1 protein-coding gene is annotated in these 22,920 nt (G+C 62.8%); it reads right to left on the bottom strand.

All coding sequences use genetic code 11. From position 1 onward, the window contains the following. Window positions 1-40 precede the first annotated feature (40 nt). Entirely contained in the window at window positions 41-22,891 is a 22,851-nt protein-coding gene (locus BUC24_RS26645; protein ID WP_143167507.1) for a VCBS domain-containing protein, read from the bottom strand. Between the last annotated feature and the right edge of the window lie 29 nt (window positions 22,892-22,920).

Below are 22,920 nucleotides of genomic sequence, written 5' to 3'. Positions count from 1 at the left end.
TGTTCCGGCTTTTTGACGTCAGCCGCCGAAGCGGCATGCCTTAGTCGATGCGCAAGGTGCCCATCTTCAGCAGCATCTTGAGCAGGTTGGCATCTTCGCCTGCAGTGACGCCCAGCTGGGTGTACAGGTTCACGCCGGTCAGCGTGATGGTCTGATCTTCGCCGGTATTGCTGGTGCCGCTGAATCCACCAGTGCTGTTGATATGCAGGATGGTATTGCTGCCGCTGATCTCCACGTGGATGAAGTTTTGCAGATTGCTGATCTCCACCTGCGACAAGGCTGGATCGGTCACACTCAGGGTGGTGTGCTCGCCCTGCAGCAGATCACGCAGATCGAGCACATCGCCACCGCCCACGGCCACGCCGGCGGTTCCCGACTCGACGTTGCTGTTACCGCCACCGTAGGTGAAGTCGGTGATGGTGTCCTTGGCTGGCGCGCCCGCGGTGCCGCGGTCGGCCAGGCGCCAGGCAAAGACGTCCGAGCCGGTGCCGCCGGTCAGGGTGTCATTGCCAGCGCCGCCGATCAGGTAGTCGTTGCCGGCGCCACCGTCGATGATGTTGGCGCCGCTGTTGCCTTCGATACGGTTGTCGACTGAATTGCCGGTCAGCGTGAAGTTGGCGCTGCCCTGGGCCGTCAGATTCTCGAAGTTGGTCTGCAAGGTATACGAGGTGCCGGTGTAGGCCGCGTCGAGCTGCACGGTATCGGTACCCTGGCTGGCCAGTTCGGTCAGTGTGTCGAGCTGGTCGGACAACACGTAGATATCGTCGCCCAGGCCGCCGACCAGCAGGTCGGTACCGGCGCCGCCAATCAGCACATCGTTGCCATCGCCACCGTTCAAGGTGTCGTTGCCGGCACCGCCGTCAAGGCGGTCGGCACCGCCATTGCCGTTGAGGGTATCGTTGCCGCCATTCCCGTTCAACAGGTCACGGCCAGCGCCGCCCGTCAGGGTATTGCCATTGCCGTCGCCATCGAGACGGCTACCGGTACGCATCTGCCACTTTGCCGTGTTGGTGTCGTACACCAGATCCTGAATCTGTGGATCGGACAAGGTGGGTGCTGCTTCGGCAGAGAACATCGCTGTGTTACTCAGCGACAGAACTTGATAAGCCGATGCCGGATCGTTACTGGCCTTGAACTCGATCTTGAGGATCGCATTGCCGCCTTGTTCCCAGTACAGCAATTCGATGTCTTGCAAGCCGCCTTCATCGTTGCTGAGGTAGACGTTGCGGAAGACGCGCGTGGTTGGTGACTGGTTGCCGTCGAATTCCAGCAGGGTCTGGCCGGCCACGTTCAGGCGGAAGCCATCGTCGGCGGTGACGCGGAAGTCGTACGAACCAGGCTGCATGTAGAACTGGCCGCTCATGCGCACTGCGGCGTCGGTCGTGTTACCCAGGCCCGAGGTGTTGTTGGTGTTCCCAGCGCCAGTTTGTACTACGCCGGTTCCGCGATCCTGGTACAGGAAGTTCGCCAGACCGCGGGTGGTGGACGTGGTGCTGGTGGTGGGCAGGCTGCCGCCGGCGGCAACGCTGCTGTTCGAGCCCAGAGCGGAGGTGACGCTTTGCGTCACGCCGTAGCTGAGCGTGCGCGCCTGGAACACCACGTCGGCCGCCCCGGCAGTACCCGAGTTGGCAGTGCCAACCACGCTGCCACCACCGGCCAGGGCATTGCGCCCATCGATGATGGTGTACATGTCCTCGACCGAATTGAGGTTGCCTGTTCCATTGTGGATGCCGAAGGTGGCCTTGCCGTCGTCGCTGTGCGAACGGATGCCTGTGCCAACGGCGTTGGTCTCGTTGTAGCCGTAGTAGGAGCCGGACAGGCCGTTGGCGGCATTCGGCAACGCCGTCAGTGTCGCTGGGGCGGCAGTCAGGTCCATCGCGCCATTGACGGCGATGCTCAGGGTGGCGGTGTCGAAGCCGCCCTTGCCATCGCTGACTGTGTAAGTGAAGTTGTCGTATGCGGTTTCACCAGCCAACAGATTCTGCACTTCCACGCTGCTGTTGCGCAGCACGTAGCTGTAGCTGCCGTCCGCGGCCAGGGTCAGCGAACCGTAGGCGCCAACCAGCGCGCTGCCAACGGTGCCGGCGGTGCCGCTGCCGCTGCCGTCGCCGGTGCGTACGCCAGACACGCTCATCGTGTTGCCCTCGGCATCGCTGTCGCGGCCAGCAGCGTTGGCGCCGCTCAGGATCACACCATTGGCGGCGTTGACCGTCAGCGTCGTGACACCGGAATCTTCGGTAATCGAGTTGACGTCGTTGCGGCCCACTGGTGCATCGTTGGTGCCGGTGATGTTGACCACAATGGTGCTGGTGGTGCCATCAGCCGAAGTGACTGTGAAGGTGTCTTTGTAGACGGTGCCGGCAGCAAATTCGTCATGTGCCGTGCTGGCCGCATAGGTCCAGCTACCGTTGCTGGCCATGGTCAGGCTGCCGTAGGTGCCAGTGGTGGTGCCTGCAACGAAGGTCAGCGGGTTGTCAACGTCGGTGATGGCCACCGTGCCGCTGCTGGTCAGCACCGCGTTGGTCTCGGTCAGGTTGACCGTGGTTGGCGTGATGACCGCCGCATCGTTGGTGCCGGTGATATTGACCGTGACAGTGGTGGACGTGCCATCGGCGCTCTTGACGACAATCGCGTCCGAGTACACGACGCCGGCCGCAAACTCGTTATGGGCAGTGCTGGTCGTATAGGTCCAGGCACCGGCCGCGTTGATGGTCAGACTGCCGTAGGCACCGGCCGTGGTACCGGCAACGTAGGTGGCGCTGCTGTCAACGTCCGTGACCGTCAGGGTGCCCGAAGTGCTGAGGATGGCATTGGTTTCCGTCAGTGCGACCGTCGCCGTGCTCAGCACCGCTGCATCGTTGGTGCCCAGGATATTGACGGTGATGGTGCTGTTGGTGCCATCGGCGCTGGTGACGGTGAACACATCGCTGTAGGTGGTGCCAGCGACAAATTCGTTGTGCGCCGTGCTGGCGGTGTAGACCCACTGGCCGTTGGCCTGCAGTGCCACACTGCCGTAAGTGCCGCCAATGGTGCCTGCCACAAAGGTGGCAGCGCTGTCCACGTCCGAGATCGTCAGGGTGCCGCTTGCCGTCAGGACCGCATTGGTCTCGGTCAGGTTGGCGGTGGCCGTGCTGATCACGGCGGCGTCGTTGGTGCCGGCGATGGTGACGGTCACCGTGCTGGTGGTGCCGTCGGCGCTGGTCACGATAAAGGTGTCGGTGTAGTTGGTACCAAGCGCGAACTCGTTGTGCGCGCTGCTGGCGGTGTAAGTCCACGCGCCGGCCGTGGTAATGGCCAGGCTGCCGTAGGTGCCAGCGATGGTGCCGGCAGCGAAGGTCGCGGCGCTGTCGACATCCGAAATCGTCAGGTTGCCATTGGCGGTCAGTACGGCGCCGCTTTCGGTCAGGTTGGCGCTGCCAGTGCTGATGACGGCCGCGTCATTGGTGCCCAGGATGTTGACCGTGATGGTACTGGTGGTGCCATCGGCGCTGCTGACGGTGAAGGTATCGCTGTAGGTCGTGCCGCCCACAAATTCGTTGTGCGCGGTGCTGGCAGTGTAGACCCACTGGCCATTGGCCTGCAGGGCCACACTGCCGTAGGTGCCGGCGATGGTGCCTGCAACGAAGGTGGCAGGGCTGTCTGCATCCGAGATCGTCAGCGTGCCGCTGGCGCTCAGAATTGCGTTCGTTTCCGTCAGCGGCACGGTGGCGGTACTGATGACGGCTGCGTCGTTGACGCCCGCAATACGGACCGTCACGGTGCTGGTGCTGCCATCGGCACTGGTCACGGTGAAGGTGTCGGTGTAGGTGGTGCCGCCGGCGAACTCGTTGTGGGCGCTGCTGGCGGTGTAATTCCAGTTGCCAGCTGCGGTGATGGTCAGGCTGCCGTAGGTGCCGGCAATGGTGCCAGCGTTGAAGGTGGCGGCGCTGTCGACGTCCGAAATGGTCAGGCTGCCGGCTGCCGTCAGAACGGCGTTGGTTTCGGTCAGATTGATCGTGGCGGTGCTGATCACAGCCGCATCATTCGTGCCCAGGATATTGACGGTAATGGTGCTGGTGGTGCCGTCGGCGCTGGTGACGGTGAAGCTGTCGCTGTAAGTCGTGCCACCCACGAACTCGTTGTGCGCCGTGCTGGCGGTATAGACCCACTGGCCGTTGGCCTGCAGAGCCACACTGCCGTAGGTGCCGGCGATGGTGCCTGCAACGAAGGAGGCTGCGCTGTCGACGTCCGAAATACTCAAGCTGCCGCTGGCCGTGAGGACCGCATTGGTCTCGGTCAGCGGTACCGTGGCCGAGCTCAGAACCGCAGCGTCATTGGTGCCCAGGATGTTCACGGTGATGGTGCTGGTACTGCCGTCAGCACTGGTGACTGTGAAGCTGTCGCTGTAGGTAGTGCCACCGACGAATTCATTGTGCGCCGTGCTGGCGGTGTAGGTCCACTGACCATTCGCTTGCAACGCCACGCTGCCGTAGGTGCCGGCCAGGGTGCCCGCCACGAAGGTGGCGGCGCTGTCGGCGTCGGTAATGGTCAGGGTGCCCGACGTGGTCAGGACGGCGTTGGTTTCGGTCAGGTTGGCAGTTGCAGTGCTGATGACGGCAGCATCATTCGTGCCCAGGATATTGACGGTGATGGTGCTGGTGGTGCCATCGGCACTGGTGACGATAAAGGTGTCGCTGTAAGTCGTGCCGCCCACGAATTCGTTGTGAGCGGTGCTGGCCGTGTAGACCCACTGGCCATTGGCCTGCAGAGCCACGCTGCCGTAGGTGCCGGCGATGGTGCCTGCAACGAAGGTGGCAGGGCTGTCCACGTCGGAAATGGTCAGTGTGCCGCTGGTGGTCAGGACCGCGTTGGTCTCGGTCAGGCTGGCCGATGCGGTGCTGATGACGGCCGCATCGTTGCTGCCGGCGATACGCACGGTAACGGTGCTGGTGGTGCCGTCGGCACTGGTCACGGTGAAGGTATCGGTGTAGGTCGTGCCAAGCGCGAACTCATTATGGGCTGTGCTGGCGGCGTAGGTCCAGTTGCCTGCCGTGTTGATGGTCAGGCTGCCGTAGGTACCGGCGAATGTACCCGCATTGAAGGTAAGAGCACTGTCGACGTCTGTAATGCCCAAGGTACCGGCTGCAGTCAGCACGGCGTTGGTCTCGGTCAGATTGACCGTCGCGGTGCTGATCACGGCAGCGTCGTTGGTGCCCAGGATATTAACCGTGATGGTGCTGGCGGTGCCGTCGGCGCTGGTGACGGTAAAGGTGTCGCTGTAAGTGGTGCCGCCAACGAACTCGTTGTGAGCGGTGCTGGCCGTATAGACCCACTGGCCATTCGCCTGCAAAGCCACGCTGCCATAGGTGCCGGCGATGGTACCTGCAACAAAAGTGGCCGCACTGTCGACGTCCGAAATACTCAAGGCGCCGCTGGCGGTGAGGATCGCATTGGTCTCCGTCAGGGGCACCGTTGCCGAGCTGAGAACCGCAGCGTCGTTGGTGCCCAGGATGTTCACTGTGATGGTGCTGGTGGTCCCGTCAGCACTGGTCACGGTGAATGTGTCGCTGTAGGTGGTGCCACCGACGAATTCATTGTGGGCCGTGCTGGCGGTGTAGGTCCACTGGCCATTCGCTTGCAATGCCACGCTGCCGTAGGTGCCGGCCAGGGTGCCTGCCACGAAGGTTGCGGCGCTGTCGGCGTCGGTAATGGTAAGCGTGCCCGACGCGGTCAGGACGGCGTTGGTTTCCGTCAGGTTGGCAGTTGCTGTGCTGATGACGGCAGCATCATTGGTGCCCAGGATATTCACCGTGATGGTGCTGGTGGTGCCATCGGCGCTGCTGACCGTAAAGGTGTCGCTGTAGGTTGTGCCGCCCACGAATTCGTTATGCGCGCTGCTGGCGGTGTAGACCCACTGGCCGTTGGCCTGCAGTGCGACGCTGCCATAGGTGCCGGCGATGGTGCCGGCATTGAAACTGGCTGCGCTGTCGACGTCGGACACGGTCAAGGTGCCCGAAGCCGTCAGAACGGCATTCGTTTCGGTCAGGTTGGCAGTAGCGGTGCTCAATACTGCCGCGTCATTGGTGCCCAGGATGTTGACCGTGATGGTGGTGGCGGTACCGTCGGCGCTGGTGACGTTGAAGGTGTCGCTGTACGTCGTGCCGGCCACGAATTCGTTGTGCGCAGTGCTGGCAGTGTAGACCCACTGGCCATTGGCCTGCAGCGCGATGCTGCCATAGGTGCCAGCGATGGTGCCGGCGTTGAAACTGGCTGCGCTGTCGACGTCGGACACGGTCAGGGTACCGGAAGCCGTCAGGACCGCATTCGTCTCGGTCAGGTTGGCCGTTGCGGTGCTCAGCACTGCGGCGTCGTTGGTGCCGAGGATGTTGACGGTGATGGTGCTAGTGGTGCCGTCGGCGCTCTTGACAGTGAAGTTGTCCGTGTAAGTGGTACCGCCGACAAACTCGTTGTGGGCGCTGGAGGCGGTGTAGACCCATTGACCATTGGCCTGCAGGGCCACGCTGCCATAGGTGCCAGCGATGGTGCCCGCCACAAAGCTGGCGGCGCTGTCCACATCGGTCACGGTCAGGGTGCCGGACGCCGTCAGGGCCGCATTCGTCTCTGTCAGGTTGGCTGTTGCGGTACTCAGTACAGCGGCGTCATTGGTACCCAGGATGTTGACGGTGATGGTGGTGGCAGTACCGTCCGCACTGGTGACGTTAAACGTGTCGCTGTACGTCGTGCCGCCCACGAATTCGTTGTGGGCCGTGCTGGCGGTATAGACCCACTGGCCGTTGGCCTGCAGGGCGATGCTGCCATAGGTGCCTGTGATTGTGCCGGCATTGAAGCTGGCCGCGCTATCCACATCGGACACTGTCAGCGTGCCCGATGCCGTCAGAACGGCGTTGGTCTCGGTCAGATTGGCGGTCGCCGTGCTCAGAACCGCAGCATCATTGGTGCCGAGGATATTGACAGTGATCGTCGTGGCCGTGCCGTCTGCACTGGTGACCGTGAAGGTATCGCTGTAGCTTGTACCGCCCACGAACTCATTGTGGGCGCTGCTGGCGGTGTAAGTCCACTGGCCGTTGGCCTGCAGGGCGATGCTGCCATAGGCGCCGGCGATAGTGCCCGCATTGAAGCTGGCGGCGCTGTCCACATCGGACACAGTCAGCGTGCCCGTTGCTGTCAGTACGGCGTTCGTTTCCGTCAGATTGGCCGTTGCGGTGCTCAGTACTGCGGCGTCATTGGTCCCCAGGATGTTGACGGTGATGGTGCTGGTGGTGCCGTCTGCGCTGGTGACCGTGAACACGTCGCTGTAGGTTGTGCCACCCACGAACTCGTTGTGGGCGCTGCTGGCGGTGTAGGTCCACTGGCCGTTGGCCTGCAGGGCGACGCTGCCGTACGTGCCGGCGATGGTGCCTGCCACGAAGGTGGCAGCGCTGTCGGCGTCGGTGATGGTCAGGGTGCCAGATGCGGTCAGCACGGCGTTGGTTTCGGTCAGCGGCACGGTTGCGCTGCTGATGACGGCCGCGTCATTGGTGCCCAGAACGTTCACCGTGATGGTGCTGGCGGTGCCGTCGGCACTGGTCACGGTGAACGTATCGGTGTAAGTCGTACCATACACGAATTCGTTGTGGGCGCTGCTGGCGGTGTAGACCCACTGGCCATTGGCCTGCAGGGCGATGCTGCCGTAAGTGCCGGCGATGGTGCCGGCGTTGAAGCTGGCGGCGCTGTCGACGTCGGACACGGTCAGGGTACCGGAAGCCGTCAAGACAGCGTTCGTTTCGGTCAGATTGACCGTTGCGGTGCTCAGGACGGCAGCATCGTTGGTGCCCAGGATGTTGACCGTGATGGTGCTGGCCGTGCCGTCGGCGCTGGTGACGGTGAATGTATCGGTATAGGTGGTACCGCCCACGAATTCGTTGTGGGCACTGCTGGCGGTGTAGACCCACTGGCCGTTGGCTTGCAGCGCAACGCTGCCGTAGGTGCCCACGATGGTGCCGGCGTTGAAGCTGGCCGCGCTATCCACATCGGACACTGTCAGCGTGCCCGATGCCGTCAGGACGGCGTTGGTCTCGGTCAGGTTGTCCGTCGCCGTGCTCAGGACGGCGGCATCATTGGTGCCGAGGATGTTGACCGTGATGGTGGTGGCGGTACCGTCGGCGCTGGTGACATTGAAGGTGTCGCTGTAGGTGGTGCCTCCCACGAACTCATTGTGCGCAGTGCTGGCGGTGTAGACCCACTGGCCATTGGCCTGCAGGGCGATGCTGCCGTAAGTGCCGGCGATGGTGCCCGCGTTGAAGCTTGCAGCGCTGTCAACGTCGGACACGGTCAGGGTGCCGGAAGCCGTCAGGACGGCATTGGTCTCGGTCAGGTTGACGGTTGCAGTGCTCAGCACTGCCGCGTCGTTGGTGCCCAGGATGTTGACCGTGATGGTGGTGGCGGTGCCGTCGGCGCTGGTGACGTTGAAGGTATCGCTGTAAGTCGTGCCGCCCACGAACTCGTTGTGCGCAGTGCTGGCCGTATAAACCCACTGGCCATTGGCCTGCAGGGCGATGCTGCCATAGGTGCCGGCGATGGTGCCTGCGGTGAAGCTTGCTGCGCTATCGACGTCGGACACGGTCAGGGTGCCGGAAGCCGTCAGGACCGCGTTCGTTTCAGTCAGGTTGGCTGTTGCGGTGCTAAGCACTGCGGCGTCATTGGTACCCAGGATGTTGACGGTGATGGTGCTGCTGGTGCCGTCGGCGCTGGTAACCGTGAAGTTGTCGCTGTAAGTGGTACCGCCCACGAATTCATTGTGAGCGCTGCTGGCGGTGTAGATCCACTGGCCGTTCGACTGCAGATTGACGCTGCCGTAGGTACCAGTGATGGTGCCCGCGTTGAAGCTTGCTGCGCTGTCGACATCGGAGATGCTCAAGGTGCCGGACGCTGTGAGTACGGCATTCGTCTCGGTCAGGTTGGAAGTGGCGGTGCTCAGGACGGCGGCATCGTTGGTGCCGAGGATGTTGACCGTGATAGTGGTGGCGGAGCCGTCGGCGCTGGTGACGTTGAATGTATCGCTGTAAGTCGTGCCGCCAACGAATTCATTGTGGGCGGTGCTGGCGGTGTAGACCCACTGGCCATTGGCCTGCAGGGCGATGCTGCCGTAGGTGCCGGCGATGGTGCCTGCATTGAAACTGGCCGCGCTGTCCACATCGGAAATTGTCAGGGTGCCCGAAGCTGTGAGGACAGCGTTCGATTCAGTCAGATTGACCGTTGCGGTGCTCAACACCGCAGCATCGTTGGTGCCGAGGATGTTGACGGTGATGGTGGTAGCCGTGCCGTCGGCGCTCGTCACGTTGAACGTGTCGCTGTACGTAGTACCGCCCACGAATTCATTGTGAGCAGTGCTGGCGGTGTAAACCCACTGGCCGTTGGCCTGCAGGACAATGCTGCCATAGGTCCCGGCGATGGTGCCGGCGTTGAAACTGGCGGCGCTATCTACGTCGGACACGGTCAGGGTGCCAGAAGCTGTCAGGACGGCATTGGTTTCGGTCAGGTTGGCCGTGGCGGTGCTCAATACTGCCGCATCGTTGGTGCCCAGGATGTTGACCGTGATGGTGCTGGCTGTGCCATCGACACTGGTGACGTTGAACGTGTCGCTGTAAGTCGTGCCGCCCACGAAATCGTTGTGGGCGCTGCTGGCGGTGTAGACCCACTGGCCATTGGCCTGCAGGGTGATGCTGCCGTAGGTGCCGGCGATCGTGCCGGCATTGAAGCTGGCCGCGCTATCCACATCGGACACTGTCAGCGTGCCCGATGCCGTCAGAACGGCGTTGGTTTCGGTCAGATTGGCGGTGGCGGTGCTCAGGACTGCAGCATCGTTGGTGCCGAGGATATTGACGGTGACGGTGGTGGCCGTGCCGTCTGCACTGGTGACCGTGAAGGTATCGCTGTAGCTTGTACCGCCCACGAACTCATTGTGGGCGCTGCTGGCAGTGTAGACCCATTGGCCGTTGGCTTGCAGGGCAATGCTGCCATAGGTGCCGGCGATGGTGCCCGCGTTGAAGCTCGCAGCGCTATCCACATCGGTCACGGTCAGGGTGCCCGAAGCCGTCAGGACCGCATTCGTTTCGGTCAGGTTAGCCGTTGCGGTGCTCAGAACAGCCGCATCGTTGGTGCCCAGGATGTTGACGGTGATGGTGCTGGTGGTGCCGTCTGCACTGGTGACCGTGAATACATCGCTGTAGGTGCTGCCGCCCACGAATTCATTATGGGCGCTGCTGGCGGTGTAGGTCCACTGGCCGTTGGCCTGCAGGGCGACGCTGCCATACGTACCGGTAACGGTGCCAGCCACGAAGGTGGCAGCGCTGTCGGCGTCGGTGATGGTCAGCGTGCCGGATGCGGTCAGCACGGCGTTGGTTTCGGTCAGTGGCACGGTTGCGCTGCTGATGACCGCCGCGTCATTGGCGCCAAGGATGTTCACCGTGATGGTACTGGTGGTGCCATCGGCGCTGGTGACGGTGAAGCTGTCGGTGTAGGTGGTGCCGTCCACGAATTCGTCGTGGGCGCTGCTGGCCGTGTAGACCCACTGGCCGTTGGCTTGCAGGGCAACGCTGCCGTAGGTGCCGGCGATGGTGCCGGCGTTGAAGCTGGGGGCGCTGTCGACGTCGGACACGGTCAGGGTCCCGGAAGCCGTCAGTACCGCATTCGTTTCGGTCAGATTGACCGTCGCGGTGCTCAGAACGGCGGCATCGTTGGTGCCCAGGATGTTGACCGTGATGTTGCTGGCGGTGCCATCGGCGCTGGTGACGGTGAATGTATCGGTGTAAGTCGTGCCGCCCACGAACTCATTATGGGCGCTGCTGGCCGTGTAAACCCACTGGCCATTGGCATGCAGGACAACGCTGCCGTAGGTGCCGGCGATGGTGCCCGCGTTGAAGCTGGCTGCGCTGTCGACGTCAGACACGGTCAGTGTGCCGGCAGCGGTCAGCACAGCATTGGTCTCGGTTAGGTTGGCAGTAGCGGTGCTCAATACTGCCGCGTCGTTGGTGCCCAGGATGTTGACCGTGATCGTGGTGGCAGTGCCGTCGGCGCTGGTGACGTTGAAGGTGTCGCTGTAAGTGGTACCGCCCACGAATTCGTTGTGCGCAGTGCTGGCGGTATAGACCCACTGGCCATTGGCCTGCAGGGCGATGCTGCCATAGGTGCCGGCAATGGTGCCTGCGTTGAAACTGGCTGCGCTGTCGACGTCGGATACGGTCAGGGTGCCCGACGCCGTCAGGACGGCATTCGTTTCGGTCAGGTTCGCTGTTGCGGTGCTCAGGACCGCAGCATCGTTGGTGCCCAGGATGTTGACGGTGATGGTGCTGGTGGTGCCGTCAGCGCTCTTGACGGTGAAGTTGTCGGTGTAAGTCGTACCACCGACGAATTCGTTATGGGCGCTGGAGGCGGTATAGACCCATTGGCCATTGGCCTGCAAGGCCACGCTGCCATAGGTGCCATTGATGGTGCCGGCCACGAATGTAGTGGCGCTGTCAGCATCGGTGATGGTCAAGGTACCCGATGCCGTCAGGACGGCATTGGTTTCGGTCAGCGGCACGGTTGCGCTGCTGATCACAGCAGCATCGTTCGCGCCCACGATATTGACCGTGATGGTGCTGGCGGTGCCGTCGGCGCTGGCGACCGTGAAGTTGTCAGTGTAAGTGGTGCCGCCGACGAATTCGTTGTGGGCGCTGCTGGCCGTGTAGATCCATTGGCCATTGGCTTGCAGAGTAACGCTGCCGTAGGTGCCGTTGATGGTGCCCGGTACGAAGGCTGCTGCGCTGTCGACATCGGACACGGTCAAGGTGCCCGATGTGCTCAGGACTGCATCGGTTTCGGTCAGATTGACGCTGGCGGTGCTGAGCACTGCAGCATCGTTGGTGCCGAGGATATTGACCGTAATGGTGCTGGTGGTCCCATCGGCGCTGGTAACGGTGAAGTTGTCGCTGTAGGTCGTGCCGCCCACAAATTCATCGTGTGCCGAACTTGCGGTGTAGGTCCATTGGCCGTTGGCTTGCAGGTTGATGCTGCCATAGGTGCCGGCAATGGTACCGGCGTTGAAGCTGGCGGCGCTATCGACGTCGGTGACGGTCAGCGTGCCCGAGGCAGTCAGAACTGCGTTGGTCTCCGTCAGATTCGCCGTGGCGGTGCTTAGGACCGCGGCGTCGTTGGTGCCCAGGATGTTGACGGTGATGGTGGTTGCGGTGCCGTCGGCGCTGGTGACGTTGAACGTATCACTATAAGTGGTTCCGCCCACGAATTCATTGTGAGCGGTGCTGGCGGTGTAGGTCCACTGGCCATTGGCCTGCAAGACGATGCTGCCATAGGTGCCTGCGATCGTGCCGGCGTTGAAACTTGCTGCACTATCGACGTCGGATACGGTCAGTGTGCCGGATGCGGTCAGCACAGAATTGGTTTCGGTCAGGTTGGCCGTGGCGGTGCTCAGGACCGCCGCGTCGTTGGTGCCCAGGATGTTGACGGTAATGGTGCTGGTGCTGCCATCGGCACTGGTGACGGTGAACGTGTCGCTGTAGGTGGTCCCGCCCACGAATTCGTTGTGGGCGCTGCTGGCGGTGTAGGTCCACTGCCCATTGGCCTGCAGGGCAACGCTGCCGTAAGTGCCGGTCAGCGTACCTGGAACGAAGGTGGCGGCGCTGTCTGCATCGGTAAGGGTCAAGGTGCCCGACGCGCTCAAGACGGCGTTGGTCTCGGTCAGTGGCACGGTGGCGCTGCTGATCACGGCGGCGTCGTTCGCCCCCAGGATATTGACGGTGATGGTGCTGGTGGTGCCATCTGCGCTGGTGACCGTGAACACGTCGCTGTAGCTGGTGCCGCCCACAAACTCGTTATGCGCGCTGCTGGCAGTGTACGTCCACTGGCCGTTTGCTTGCATGGCGATGCTGCCGTAGGTGCCCGGAATGGTAGCTGCGACAAAGGCTGCTGCACTGTCGACATCGGAAACGCTCAACGTGCCCGAGGTGGTCAGCACCGCGTCTGTCTCGGTCAGGTTGACGGTGGCGCTGCTCAGAACTGCCGCGTCGTTGGTGCCCAGGATATTGACGGTGATGGTGCTGGTAGTGCCGTCCGCGCTGGTGACCGTGAAGACGTCGCTGTAAGTGGCGCCGCCCACGAATTCGTTATGCGCGCTGCTGGCGGTGTAGGTCCACTGGCCATTGGCCTGCAGCGCGACGCTGCCGTAAGTGCCGGTCAGCGTACCTGCCACAAAGGTGGCGGCGCTGTCGGCATCAGTGATCGTCAAGCTGCCCGATGCGGTCAAGACAGCGTTGGTCTCGGTCAGCGGTACGGTGGCGCTGCTGATGACCGCGGCGTCATTCGTGCCCAGAATATTGACAGTGATGGTGCTGGTAGTGCCGTCGGCACTGGTGACCGTGAAATTGTCTGTGTAGGTGGTGCCGCCGACGAACTCGTTGTGGGCGCTGCTGGCGGTATAGACCCACTGGCCGTTGCTCTGCAATGCAATGCTGCCATAGGTGCCCGCGATGGTGCCCGCCACAAACGTGGCTGCGCTGTCGACGTCGGAAATGGTCAGGCTGCCCGATGCGGTCAATACGGCATTGGTTTCGGTCAGGTTGGCGGTTGCGGTGCTCAGCACTGCGACATCATTGGTGCCCAAAATGTTGACCGTAATGGTGCTGGTGGTGCCGTCGGCGCTCTTGACGGTAAATACTTCGCTGTAGTTGGTTCCGCCGACGAATTCGTTGTGCGCGCTGGCGGCGGTGTAGACCCACTGGCCATTGGCCTGCAGTGCAATGCTGCCGTAGGTGCCGGGAATGGTTCCGGCCACAAACGTGGCCGCGCTGTCGACGTCGGAAACGGTCAGCGTGCCAGAGGCAGTCAACACTGCATTGGTCTCAACCAGGCTGGCGGTTGCGGTGCTGAGGATGGCCGCGTCGTTTGTACCCAGGATGTTGACCGTGATGGTGCTGGTGGTGCCATCGTCACTGGTGACCGTGAACACATCGGTGTAGGTCGTGCCACCAACGAATTCATTGTGCGCCGAACTGGCCGTGTAAGCCCAGTTGCCGTTCGCTTGCAGGACCACGCTGCCGTAGGTGCCTGCCAGGGTGTCTGGCACGAACGTCGCCGCGCTGTCGACATCGGTGATGGTCAGGGTGCCCGAAGCGGTGAGTACGGCATTGGTCTCGGTCAGGTTGGCTGTCGCAGTGCTGATCACCGCATTGCCGTTCGAACCGAGAATGTTGACGGTAATCGTGCTGCTGGTGCCGTCCGCGCTCTTGACGGTGAAGACATCGCTGTAGGTGGTGCCGCCGACGAATTCAGGATGCGCCGAGCTGGCGGTGTAGGTCCAGGCGCCTGCGGCATTGATCGTCACGCTGCCATAAGCGCCGGCGATGGTGCCGGCGACGAAGGTGGCCGCGCTGTCGACGTCGGAAATGGTGAGGGTGCCCGAGGTCGCCAAGACCGAATCGGTCTCGATCAGGTTGGCCGTCGCGGTGCTGATGACGGCTGCGTCATTGGTGCCCAGGATGTTCACCGTGATCGTGCTGGTGGTGCCGTCGGCGCTGGTGACCGTGAACACATCGCTGTAGCTGGTGCCACCGACAAACTCGCCGTGCGCCGAGCTGGCGGTGTAGGTCCACTGGCCATCGGCCTGGAGGGCGACGCTGCCATAGGTGCCCGCAATGGTACCCGCAACGAAGGTGGCTGGGCTGTCGACATCGGAAACCGTCAGGCTGCCCGACGTGGTGAGAACCGCATTGGTCTGAGTCAGGTTGGCCGTGGCCGTGCTGAGAACCGCGGCATCGTTGGTGCCCAGGATATTGACGGTGATGGTGCTGGCGGTGCCGTCGGCACTAGTGACGGTGAAAACGTCGCTGTAGGTCGTACCGCCGACAAATTCGTTGTGCGCGCTGCTGGCGGTGTAGGTCCATTGGCCGTTGGCTTGCAGTGCGATGCTGCCGTAGGCGCCGGCGATGGTGCCGGCGTTGAAACTGGCGGCGCTATCGGCGTCGGAAATGGTCAGCGTACCGGTGGCGCTCAGGACCGCATTGGTTTCCGTCAGATTGGCCGTTGCCGTGCTGAGAACGGCCGCGTCGTTGGTACCCAGGATATTGACCGTGATGGTGCTGGCGGTGCCGTCGGCGCTGGTAACAGTGAAGACGTCGCTGTACGTCGTGCCGCCCACGAATTCATTGTGGGCGCTGCTGGCGGTGTAGACCCACTGGCCATTGACCTGCAGGGCGATGCTGCCGTAGGTGCCGCTAATCGTGCCAGCGTTGAAGCTTGCGGCGCTGTCGACGTCGGACACGCTCAAGGTTCCCGAAGCCGTCAGCACTGCGTTGGTCTCGGTCAGATTGGCGGTCGCGGTGCTCAGGACCGCGGCGTCATTGGTGCCGAGGATGTTGACCGTGATGGTGCTAACGGTGCCGTCGGCGCTGGTGACGGTGAACACATCGCTGTAGGTGGTGCCACCTACAAATTCGTTGTGCGCGCTGCTGGCGGTATAGACCCACTGGCCGTTGGCCTGCAGGGCGATGCTGCCGTAGTTGCCCGCAATGGTGCCGGCATTGAAACTGGCGGCGCTGTCGGCGTCGCTGATCGTCAACGTACCGGATGCGCTCAGCACGGCGTCGGTCTCGGTCAGCGGCACGATTGCGCTGCTGATGACGGCAGCGTCGTTGGTGCCCAGGATATTGACCGTGATCGTGCTGGTGGTGCCGTCCGCACTGGTGACGGTGAACACGTCGCTGTAGGTGGTGCCGCCAACGAACTCGTTATGCGCGCTGCTGGCGGTGTAGGTCCATTGGCCGTTCGTTTGCAGAGCCACACTGCCGTAGGTACCCGTGAACGTGCCAGCATTGAAACTGGCGGCACTGTCGGCATCAGTGATGGTCAAGGTGCCCGAGGTGCTCAATACGGCATTGGTCTCGGTCAGGTTGGCCGTTGCGGTGCTGATGACAGCAGCGTCATTGGTGCCCAGGATATTGACCGTGATGGTGCTGGTGGTGCCGTCGGCGCTGGTGACGGTGAATACGTCGCTATAGGTAGTACCGCCCACAAATTCATTGTGCGCGGTGCTGGCGGTGTAGACCCACTGGCCGTTGGCCTGCAGATTGACGCTGCCGTAGGTGCCGGTCAGGGTGCCGGCGATGAAGGTGGCAGGGCTGTCGAGGTCGGAAATGGTGAGCGTGCCGGCGCTGGTCAGCACGGCATTGGTTTCGGTCAGATTGACCGTGGCGGTGCTGATGACGGCGGCATCGTTGGTGCCGCGGATGTTGACGGTGATGGTGCTGGTGGTGCCGTCAATACCGGTGACGGTAAAGGTATCGTTATAGAAGTTGATCGAACTTGGGCTGCCCTGGAATTCATTGTGCGCCGAGCTGGCCGTGTAGTTCCAGTTGCCGCTGGCGTCGATCGTGACGCTGCCGTAGGTGCCATTGATGGTGGCCGGTACGAAGCTTGCGCCGCCATCCACGTCCGAAATGGTCAGGGTGCCTGCGGCGGTCAGCACGGCATTGGTTTCAAGCAGATTGACGGTGGCGCTGCTGATGACCGCGGCATCGTTGGTGCCGACGATATTGACCGTAATGGTGCTGGCGGTGCCGTCGACGGTGGTAACAGCAAAAGTGTCGCTGTAGGTGGTACCGGCGACAAATTCGTTGTGGGCCGAGCTGGCCGTGTAGGTCCACTGGCCGTTTGCCTGGAGCGTCACGCTGCCGTAGTTGCCAGCAACGGTGGCAGGGGTGAAGCTGCCAGCGCTGTCCACGTCCGACACGCTCAACGTGCCCGAAGTAGTCAATACAGCGTTGGTCTCGGTCAGGTTGGCGGTTGCGGTACTAACAACAGCGGCGTCGTTGGTGCCCAGGATGTTGACCGTGATGGTGCTGGTAGTCCCGTCGGCACTGGCGACGGTGAACACGTCCTGATAGTTGGTGCCGGCGACAAATTCGTTGTGCGCCGAAATGGCGGTGTAAGTCCACTGGCCGTTGGCCTGCAGATTGATACTGCCGTAAGCGCCGCCGATGGTGCCTGCCGCGAAGCTCGCCGCGCTGTCCACGTCGGACACGGTCAGGTTGCCGCTGGCGGTCAGTACGGCGTTCGTCTCAACCAGGTTGACGGTGGCGGTGCTGATCACGGCCGCGTCATTGGTGCCCAAAATGTTAACGGTGATGGTGCTGGTGGTGCCGTCCGCGCTGGCGACAGTGAACACGTCGCTGTAGGTGGTGCCGGCTGCAAATTCGTTGTGCGCCGAGCTGGCGGTGTAAGTCCACTGGCCGTTGCTCTGCAGGTTGACGCTGCCATAGGTGCCAGTAATGGTGGCCGGGACGAACGTGGCCGCGCTGTCAGCGTCCGCGATGCTCAGCGTGCCGGACGAGGTCAACACGGCATTGGTCTCGGTCAGGTTTGCGGTGGCGGTGCTAATCACGGCCGCATCGTTGGTGCCCAGGATGTTGATGGTGATGGTGCTGGTGGTGCCGTCGGCACTGGCAACGGTGAACACGTCCTGGTAGTTTGTGCCGCCCACGAATTCATTGTGAGCGCTGCTGGCGGTGTAAACCCATTGACCATTGCTCTGCAGGGCCACGCTGCCATAGGTGCCGGCGATCGTACCTGCCGCAAAGGTGGCGGCGCTGTCGGCGTCGCTGATGCTCAGGGTGCCCGAAGTGGACAGGACCGCATTGGTTTCAACCAGGCTGGCGCTGCCAGTGCTGATGACGGCGGCGTCGTTGGTGCCCAGGATGCTGATGGTGATGGTGCTGGTGGTGCCATCGGTCGCGGCGACGGTAAACGTGTCGGTGTGCGTGCTGCCGGCAGCAAATTCGTTGTGCGCGCTGCTGGCGTTGTACACCCACTGGCCGTTCGCCTGCAGCGTAACGCTGCCGTAGGTACCGCTGATGGTGCCGGCGGCGAACGTGGCCGGGTTGTCGACATCGCTGATGGTGAGCTGGCCGCTCGTCGTCAGGACTGCATTGGTCTCGGTCAGGCTGGCAGTTGCGCTGCTGAGGACTGCCGCGTCGTTCGTGCCCAGGATATTGACCGTGATCGTGCTTGGCGTGCCATCGTCGCTGGTGACGACGAACACGTCGGAGTAGGTAGCGCCGCCTGCAAATTCATTGTGGGCCGAACTGGCCGTGTAGGTCCACTGGCCATTGGCCGCGATGGTGACGCTGCCGTAGCTGCCGGTGATGGTTTCGGCGGTGAAGCTTGCAGGGCTGTCGGCATCGGTGATGGTCAGCGTGCCCGACGAGGTCAGGACGGCATTGGTCTCGTTCAGATTGACGGTCGCGGTACTGATGACCGCATTGCCGTTCGAGCCGACGATATTGACGGTCACGGTGCTGGTGCTGCCGTCAGCGCTGGTGACGGTGAATACGTCGGCATAGGTGGTGCCGCCGGCGAATTCTTCGTGGGTCGAGGTGGCGGTGTAGTTCCAGTTGCCGGCCGCGTCAATGGTCAGGCTGCCGTAGCTGCCGTTGATGGTGGCGGGGTTGAAGACGGCCGGGCTGTCTGGATCGGTAATGCTCAAGCTGCCGTTGGCGGTCAGTACGGTACCGTTTTCGATCAGGTTGGCGGTTGCGGTGCTGATGACTGCCGTGTCATTGGTGCCCAGAATATTGACCGTGATCGTGGTGGCGGTGCCGTCAGCGCTGGTGACAGCGAAAGTATCGCTGTAGGTGGTGCCGGCCACAAATTCAGGATGCGCGGAGCTGGCGTTGTAGGTCCACTGGCCATCGGCCTGCAGAACAATGCTGCCATAGGTGCCGGTGATGGTGCCGGCATTGAAACTGGCCGCGCTGTCGACGTCGGACACGGTCAAGGTGCCGGACGTGCTCAAGACGGCGTTGGTTTCGGTCAGATTGGCCGTGGCCGTGCTCAGAACCGCAGCATCGTTGGTGCCGAGGATATTGACCGTGATGGTGCTGGTCGTGCCATCGGCACTGGTGACGGTGAACACGTCGCTATAGGTGGTGCCGCCTGCGAATTCGTCGTGCGCGCTGCTGGCGGTGTAGGTCCACTGGCCATTCGCCTGCAGAACCACGCTGCCATGCGTGCCGGTCAGGGTACCAGGTACAAAGGCGGCAGCACTGTCGGCGTCGCTGATGGTAAGGGCGCCTGTGGCCGTCAGAACGGCGCCGGTCTCGGTCAGCGGCACGGTTGCGCTGCTGATGACGGCGGCGTCGTTGATACCGAGGATATTAACGGTGATGGTGCTGGTGGTGCCGTCGGCGCTGGTGACGGTGAACACGTCACTGTAATTGGCGCCACCGACAAACTCGTTGTGGGCGCTGCTGGCCGTGTAGACCCATTGGCCATTGGCTTGCAGGGCCACGCTGCCGTAGGTGCCGGCGATGGTGCCTGCCACGAAGGTGGCGGCGCTGTCGGCATCGCTGATGTTCAAGGTGCCAGACGTGGACAGGACTGCGTTCGTCTCGACCAGGTTGGCAGTGGCGCTGCTGATGACTGCCGCATCATTGGTGCCGAGGATGTTGACCGTGATGGTGCTGGTGGTGCCGTCGGCGCTGGTGACGGTGAAGGCGTCGCTGTAATTGGTCCCGCCGACAAATTCCGGATGGGCCGAGCTGGCCGTGTAGGTCCACTGGCCGTTTGCTTGCAGGGTCACGCTGCCGTAGTTGCCCGTGATGGTCGCCGGCACGAAGGTGGCGGCGCTGTCCGCGTCGCTGATGCTCAGGGTACCCGAGGTGACCAGCAAGGCGTCGGTTTCGGTCAGGTTGGCGGTAGCGGTGCTGATGACGGCAGCGTCATTGGTGCCCAGGATGTTGACGGTAATGGTGCTGGTGGTGCCGTCTGCGCTGGTGACGGTGAATACATCGCTGTAATTGGTGCCGGCCACAAACTCAGGATGGGCCGAGCTGGCGGTGTAATTCCAGGCGCCGTTCGCGTCAATGGCAATGCTGCCATAGGTGCCGCCGATGGTGCCAGCCACGAAGGTGGCACTGTTGTCAGCGTCGGAAATGGTCAGCGTGCCCGATGCGGTCAGAACAGAATCCGTCTCGACCAGGTTGGCCGTGGCGGTGCTGATGACGGCGGCGCTATTGGTGCCCAGGATGTTGACCGTGATGGTGCTGGTGGTGCCGTCGGCGCTGGTGACGGTGAACACGTCACTGTAGGTGGTGCCGGCCACGAACTCCGGATGGGCCGAACTGGCGTTGTAGGTCCACTGGCCGTTGGTCTGCACGGTCACGCTGCCGTAGGCACCGGTGATGGTCCCGGCGACAAAGGTGGCAGGGCTGTCAACGTCGCTGATGGTCAGGCTGCCGGACACGCTGAGCACACCCGTCGGGCTGCCGGCGACGTCGGATTCGGTCAGGTTGACCGTGGCCGTGCTGATCACGGCCGCATCGTTGGTACCCAGGATGTTGACGGTGATGGTGCTGGTGGCGCCGTCCACGCTGGTGACGGTGAAGGTGTCGCTGTAAGTGGCGCCACCGACAAATTCGTCGTGCGCCGACGAAGCAGTGTAGGTCCACTGGCCATTGGCCTGCAGATTGACGCTGCCGTAGGTGCCGCTGATGGTTGCCGGCACAAAGGCCGCTGCATTGTCAGGGTCAACGATGGTCAGGGTGCCGGTGGTCACCAGAACGGCATTGGTTTCGGTCAGGTTAGCGCTGCCGGTGCTGATGACAGCGGCGTCATTGGTGCCAAGGATATTGACCGTGATGGTGCTGGTGGTCCCGTCGCTGCTGGTGACGGTGAACACTTCGTTGTAGTTGGTACCAGCAGCGAACTCGTTGTGCGCCGAACTGGCAGTGTAGGTCCACTGGCCGTTGGCCTGCAGATCGATGCTGCCATAGGCGCCGCCGATGGTGCCTGCCACGAAGGTGGCCGGGCTGTCGACGTCGCTGATGGTCAGCGTGCCGGACGCACTGAGAACGCTGTCGGTCTCGGTCAGGCCAATGCTAGCGCTGCTGATGACGGCCGCATCATTGGTGCCGAGGATGTTGACAGTGATCGTGCTGGTGGTGCCGTCGGCGCTGGTGACGGTGAAAACGTCACTGTAATTGGTACCGCCCACAAATTCGGTGTGGGCCGAGCTGGCGGTGTACACCCACTGGCCGTCTGCCTGGAGTGCAATGCTGCCGTAGGTGCCGTTGATGGTGCCTGGGACGAAGCTTGCGGCGGAATCGACGTCGGTAATGCTCAGCGTACCTGCAGTGCTCAGGACCGTGTTCGACTGGACCAGGTTGGCGCTGGCGGTGCTGATGACGGCGGCGTCATTGGTGCCCAGGATGTTGACGGTGATGGTGCTGGTGGTGCCGTCGGCGCTGGTGACGACAAAGCTGTCGCTGTAGGTGGCGCCGCCGACGAATTCATCGTGCGCCGAGCTGGCGGTGTAAGTCCACTGGCCGTTGGCTTGCAGGGCGATGCTGCCGTAGGTGCCGGCGATGGTGCCGGCCACGAACGTGGCCGGGCTGTCGGCGTCGCTGATGGTCAGGGCGCCGGTGGCGCTCAGGGCGGCGTTGGTCTCGGTCAGGCCGACCGTTGCGGTGCTGATAACGGCAGCGTCGTTGGTGCCGGCGATATTGACTGTGATGGTGCTGGTGGTGCCGTCGGCACTGGTGACGGTGAACACATCGCTGTAGGTGCTGCCGGCGGCGAATTCATTGTGGGCGCTGCTGGCGGTGTAGTTCCAGTTGCCAGCCGCATTGATGCTCAAGCTGCCGTAGGCGCCCGTCTGGGTGCCGGGCACGAAGGCGGCCGGGCTGTCCACGTCGCTGATGGCCAGCGTGCCGGATGCGGTGAGCGGCAGGTTGGTTTCGGTCAGGTTCACACTGCCGGGCGTGATGACGGCGGCGTCATTGACAGCGCCCACGTTCAGGCTGACGGTGGCGGTGGAGCTGCCGCCCTGGCCATCGCTGATGGTGTAGCTGAACGAAGCAGGGCCGTTGTAGTTGGCGGCCGGCGTGAAGACGATATTGCCGTTGACAAGGGCAACGCTGCCGTTGACGGCACCTTGCACGCTGCTGATGACAAGCGCGTCGCCATCGGCATCGGTATCGTTGGCCAGCAGGGTGGCGGCGCTGATGGTCACTGCCGTGTCTTCGGCCGTGCTGATCGTATCCGCGGCGGCCACTGGGCTGGCGTTGAGCATGACGGCAGTATCGGTGGCGCTGCTGCTGGTGCCGTTCTGGTCGACCACGGTGGCGGTCACGGTCAGGGTGCCGTGGGCCAGGCCAGACAAATTGGCAGTGCCGGTAAAGCTGCCGTCATTGGCGGTGACGACGGTGAGCGTGACGTCCGGCGTGGCGGGATCGCTGTCCTGGATCACCAGGGTCACCGTGCTGCCGCTGGCGATTGCGCTGGTGCTGCCGGTAATGGTGATGGCGCTCGAAGCGGCGCCCGGGGTGACGGTGTCGGGCAGATTGACGCTGATGGAGCTTGGCGCTTCGGCGGCGGCGCCATTGACGGTCTCGAACTGCGGACGGGTATTGGTCTCGATGCCGGTGGTGGTGTTTTCGACCGGGGTGGTCGATTCGGCGATGCGCAGCAGTTCGACAAAGGAGCTGCCGTTGTCGTCGCCACCGCCGCTCAAACCAGCCGCGGTTTCTTCAAGCAGGGCATCCAGGCTGCCATTGCCGGAGATGATGGCCTGAGTGACGTCGGCCAGTTCGCCCGTGGCGGGCAGCAGGGCGGCATCGTGGGTTTCGGTGGCGCCGGGGGCATACACCTGGGCGTCGAGGGTCAGCGTTTCATTCCCGCCGATCACATAGCTGCGGCCTTGTTCGAAGGCGATTTCGACTTTGCCACCCTCGCTGGTGGTGATCACGTCGCCTTCGTACACCGCATCGCCCAATTGCAGCGTGCGGATCGAACCGTCCGGGGAGCGCACCGTGGCTTCGCCTGCGAGAAGCGTTACTTTGCCGATAATATTGCCTGCGTTCGCCATGTGTGACTCCGTACGGAATGATGAGATCT

The organism is Massilia sp. CF038 (assembly GCF_900129765.1).
Lineage (GTDB): Bacteria > Pseudomonadota > Gammaproteobacteria > Burkholderiales > Burkholderiaceae_D > Telluria_A.
The sequence above is the reverse complement of the archived record's forward strand: the minus strand, read 5'-3'. Positions and strand labels throughout refer to the sequence as shown.

Excerpts from the sequence above, each read along its gene's own strand:
- BUC24_RS26645 (WP_143167507.1), bottom strand. The coding sequence starts at position 22,891 with ATGGCGAACGCAGGCAATATTATCGGCAAAGTAACGCTTCTCGCAGGC.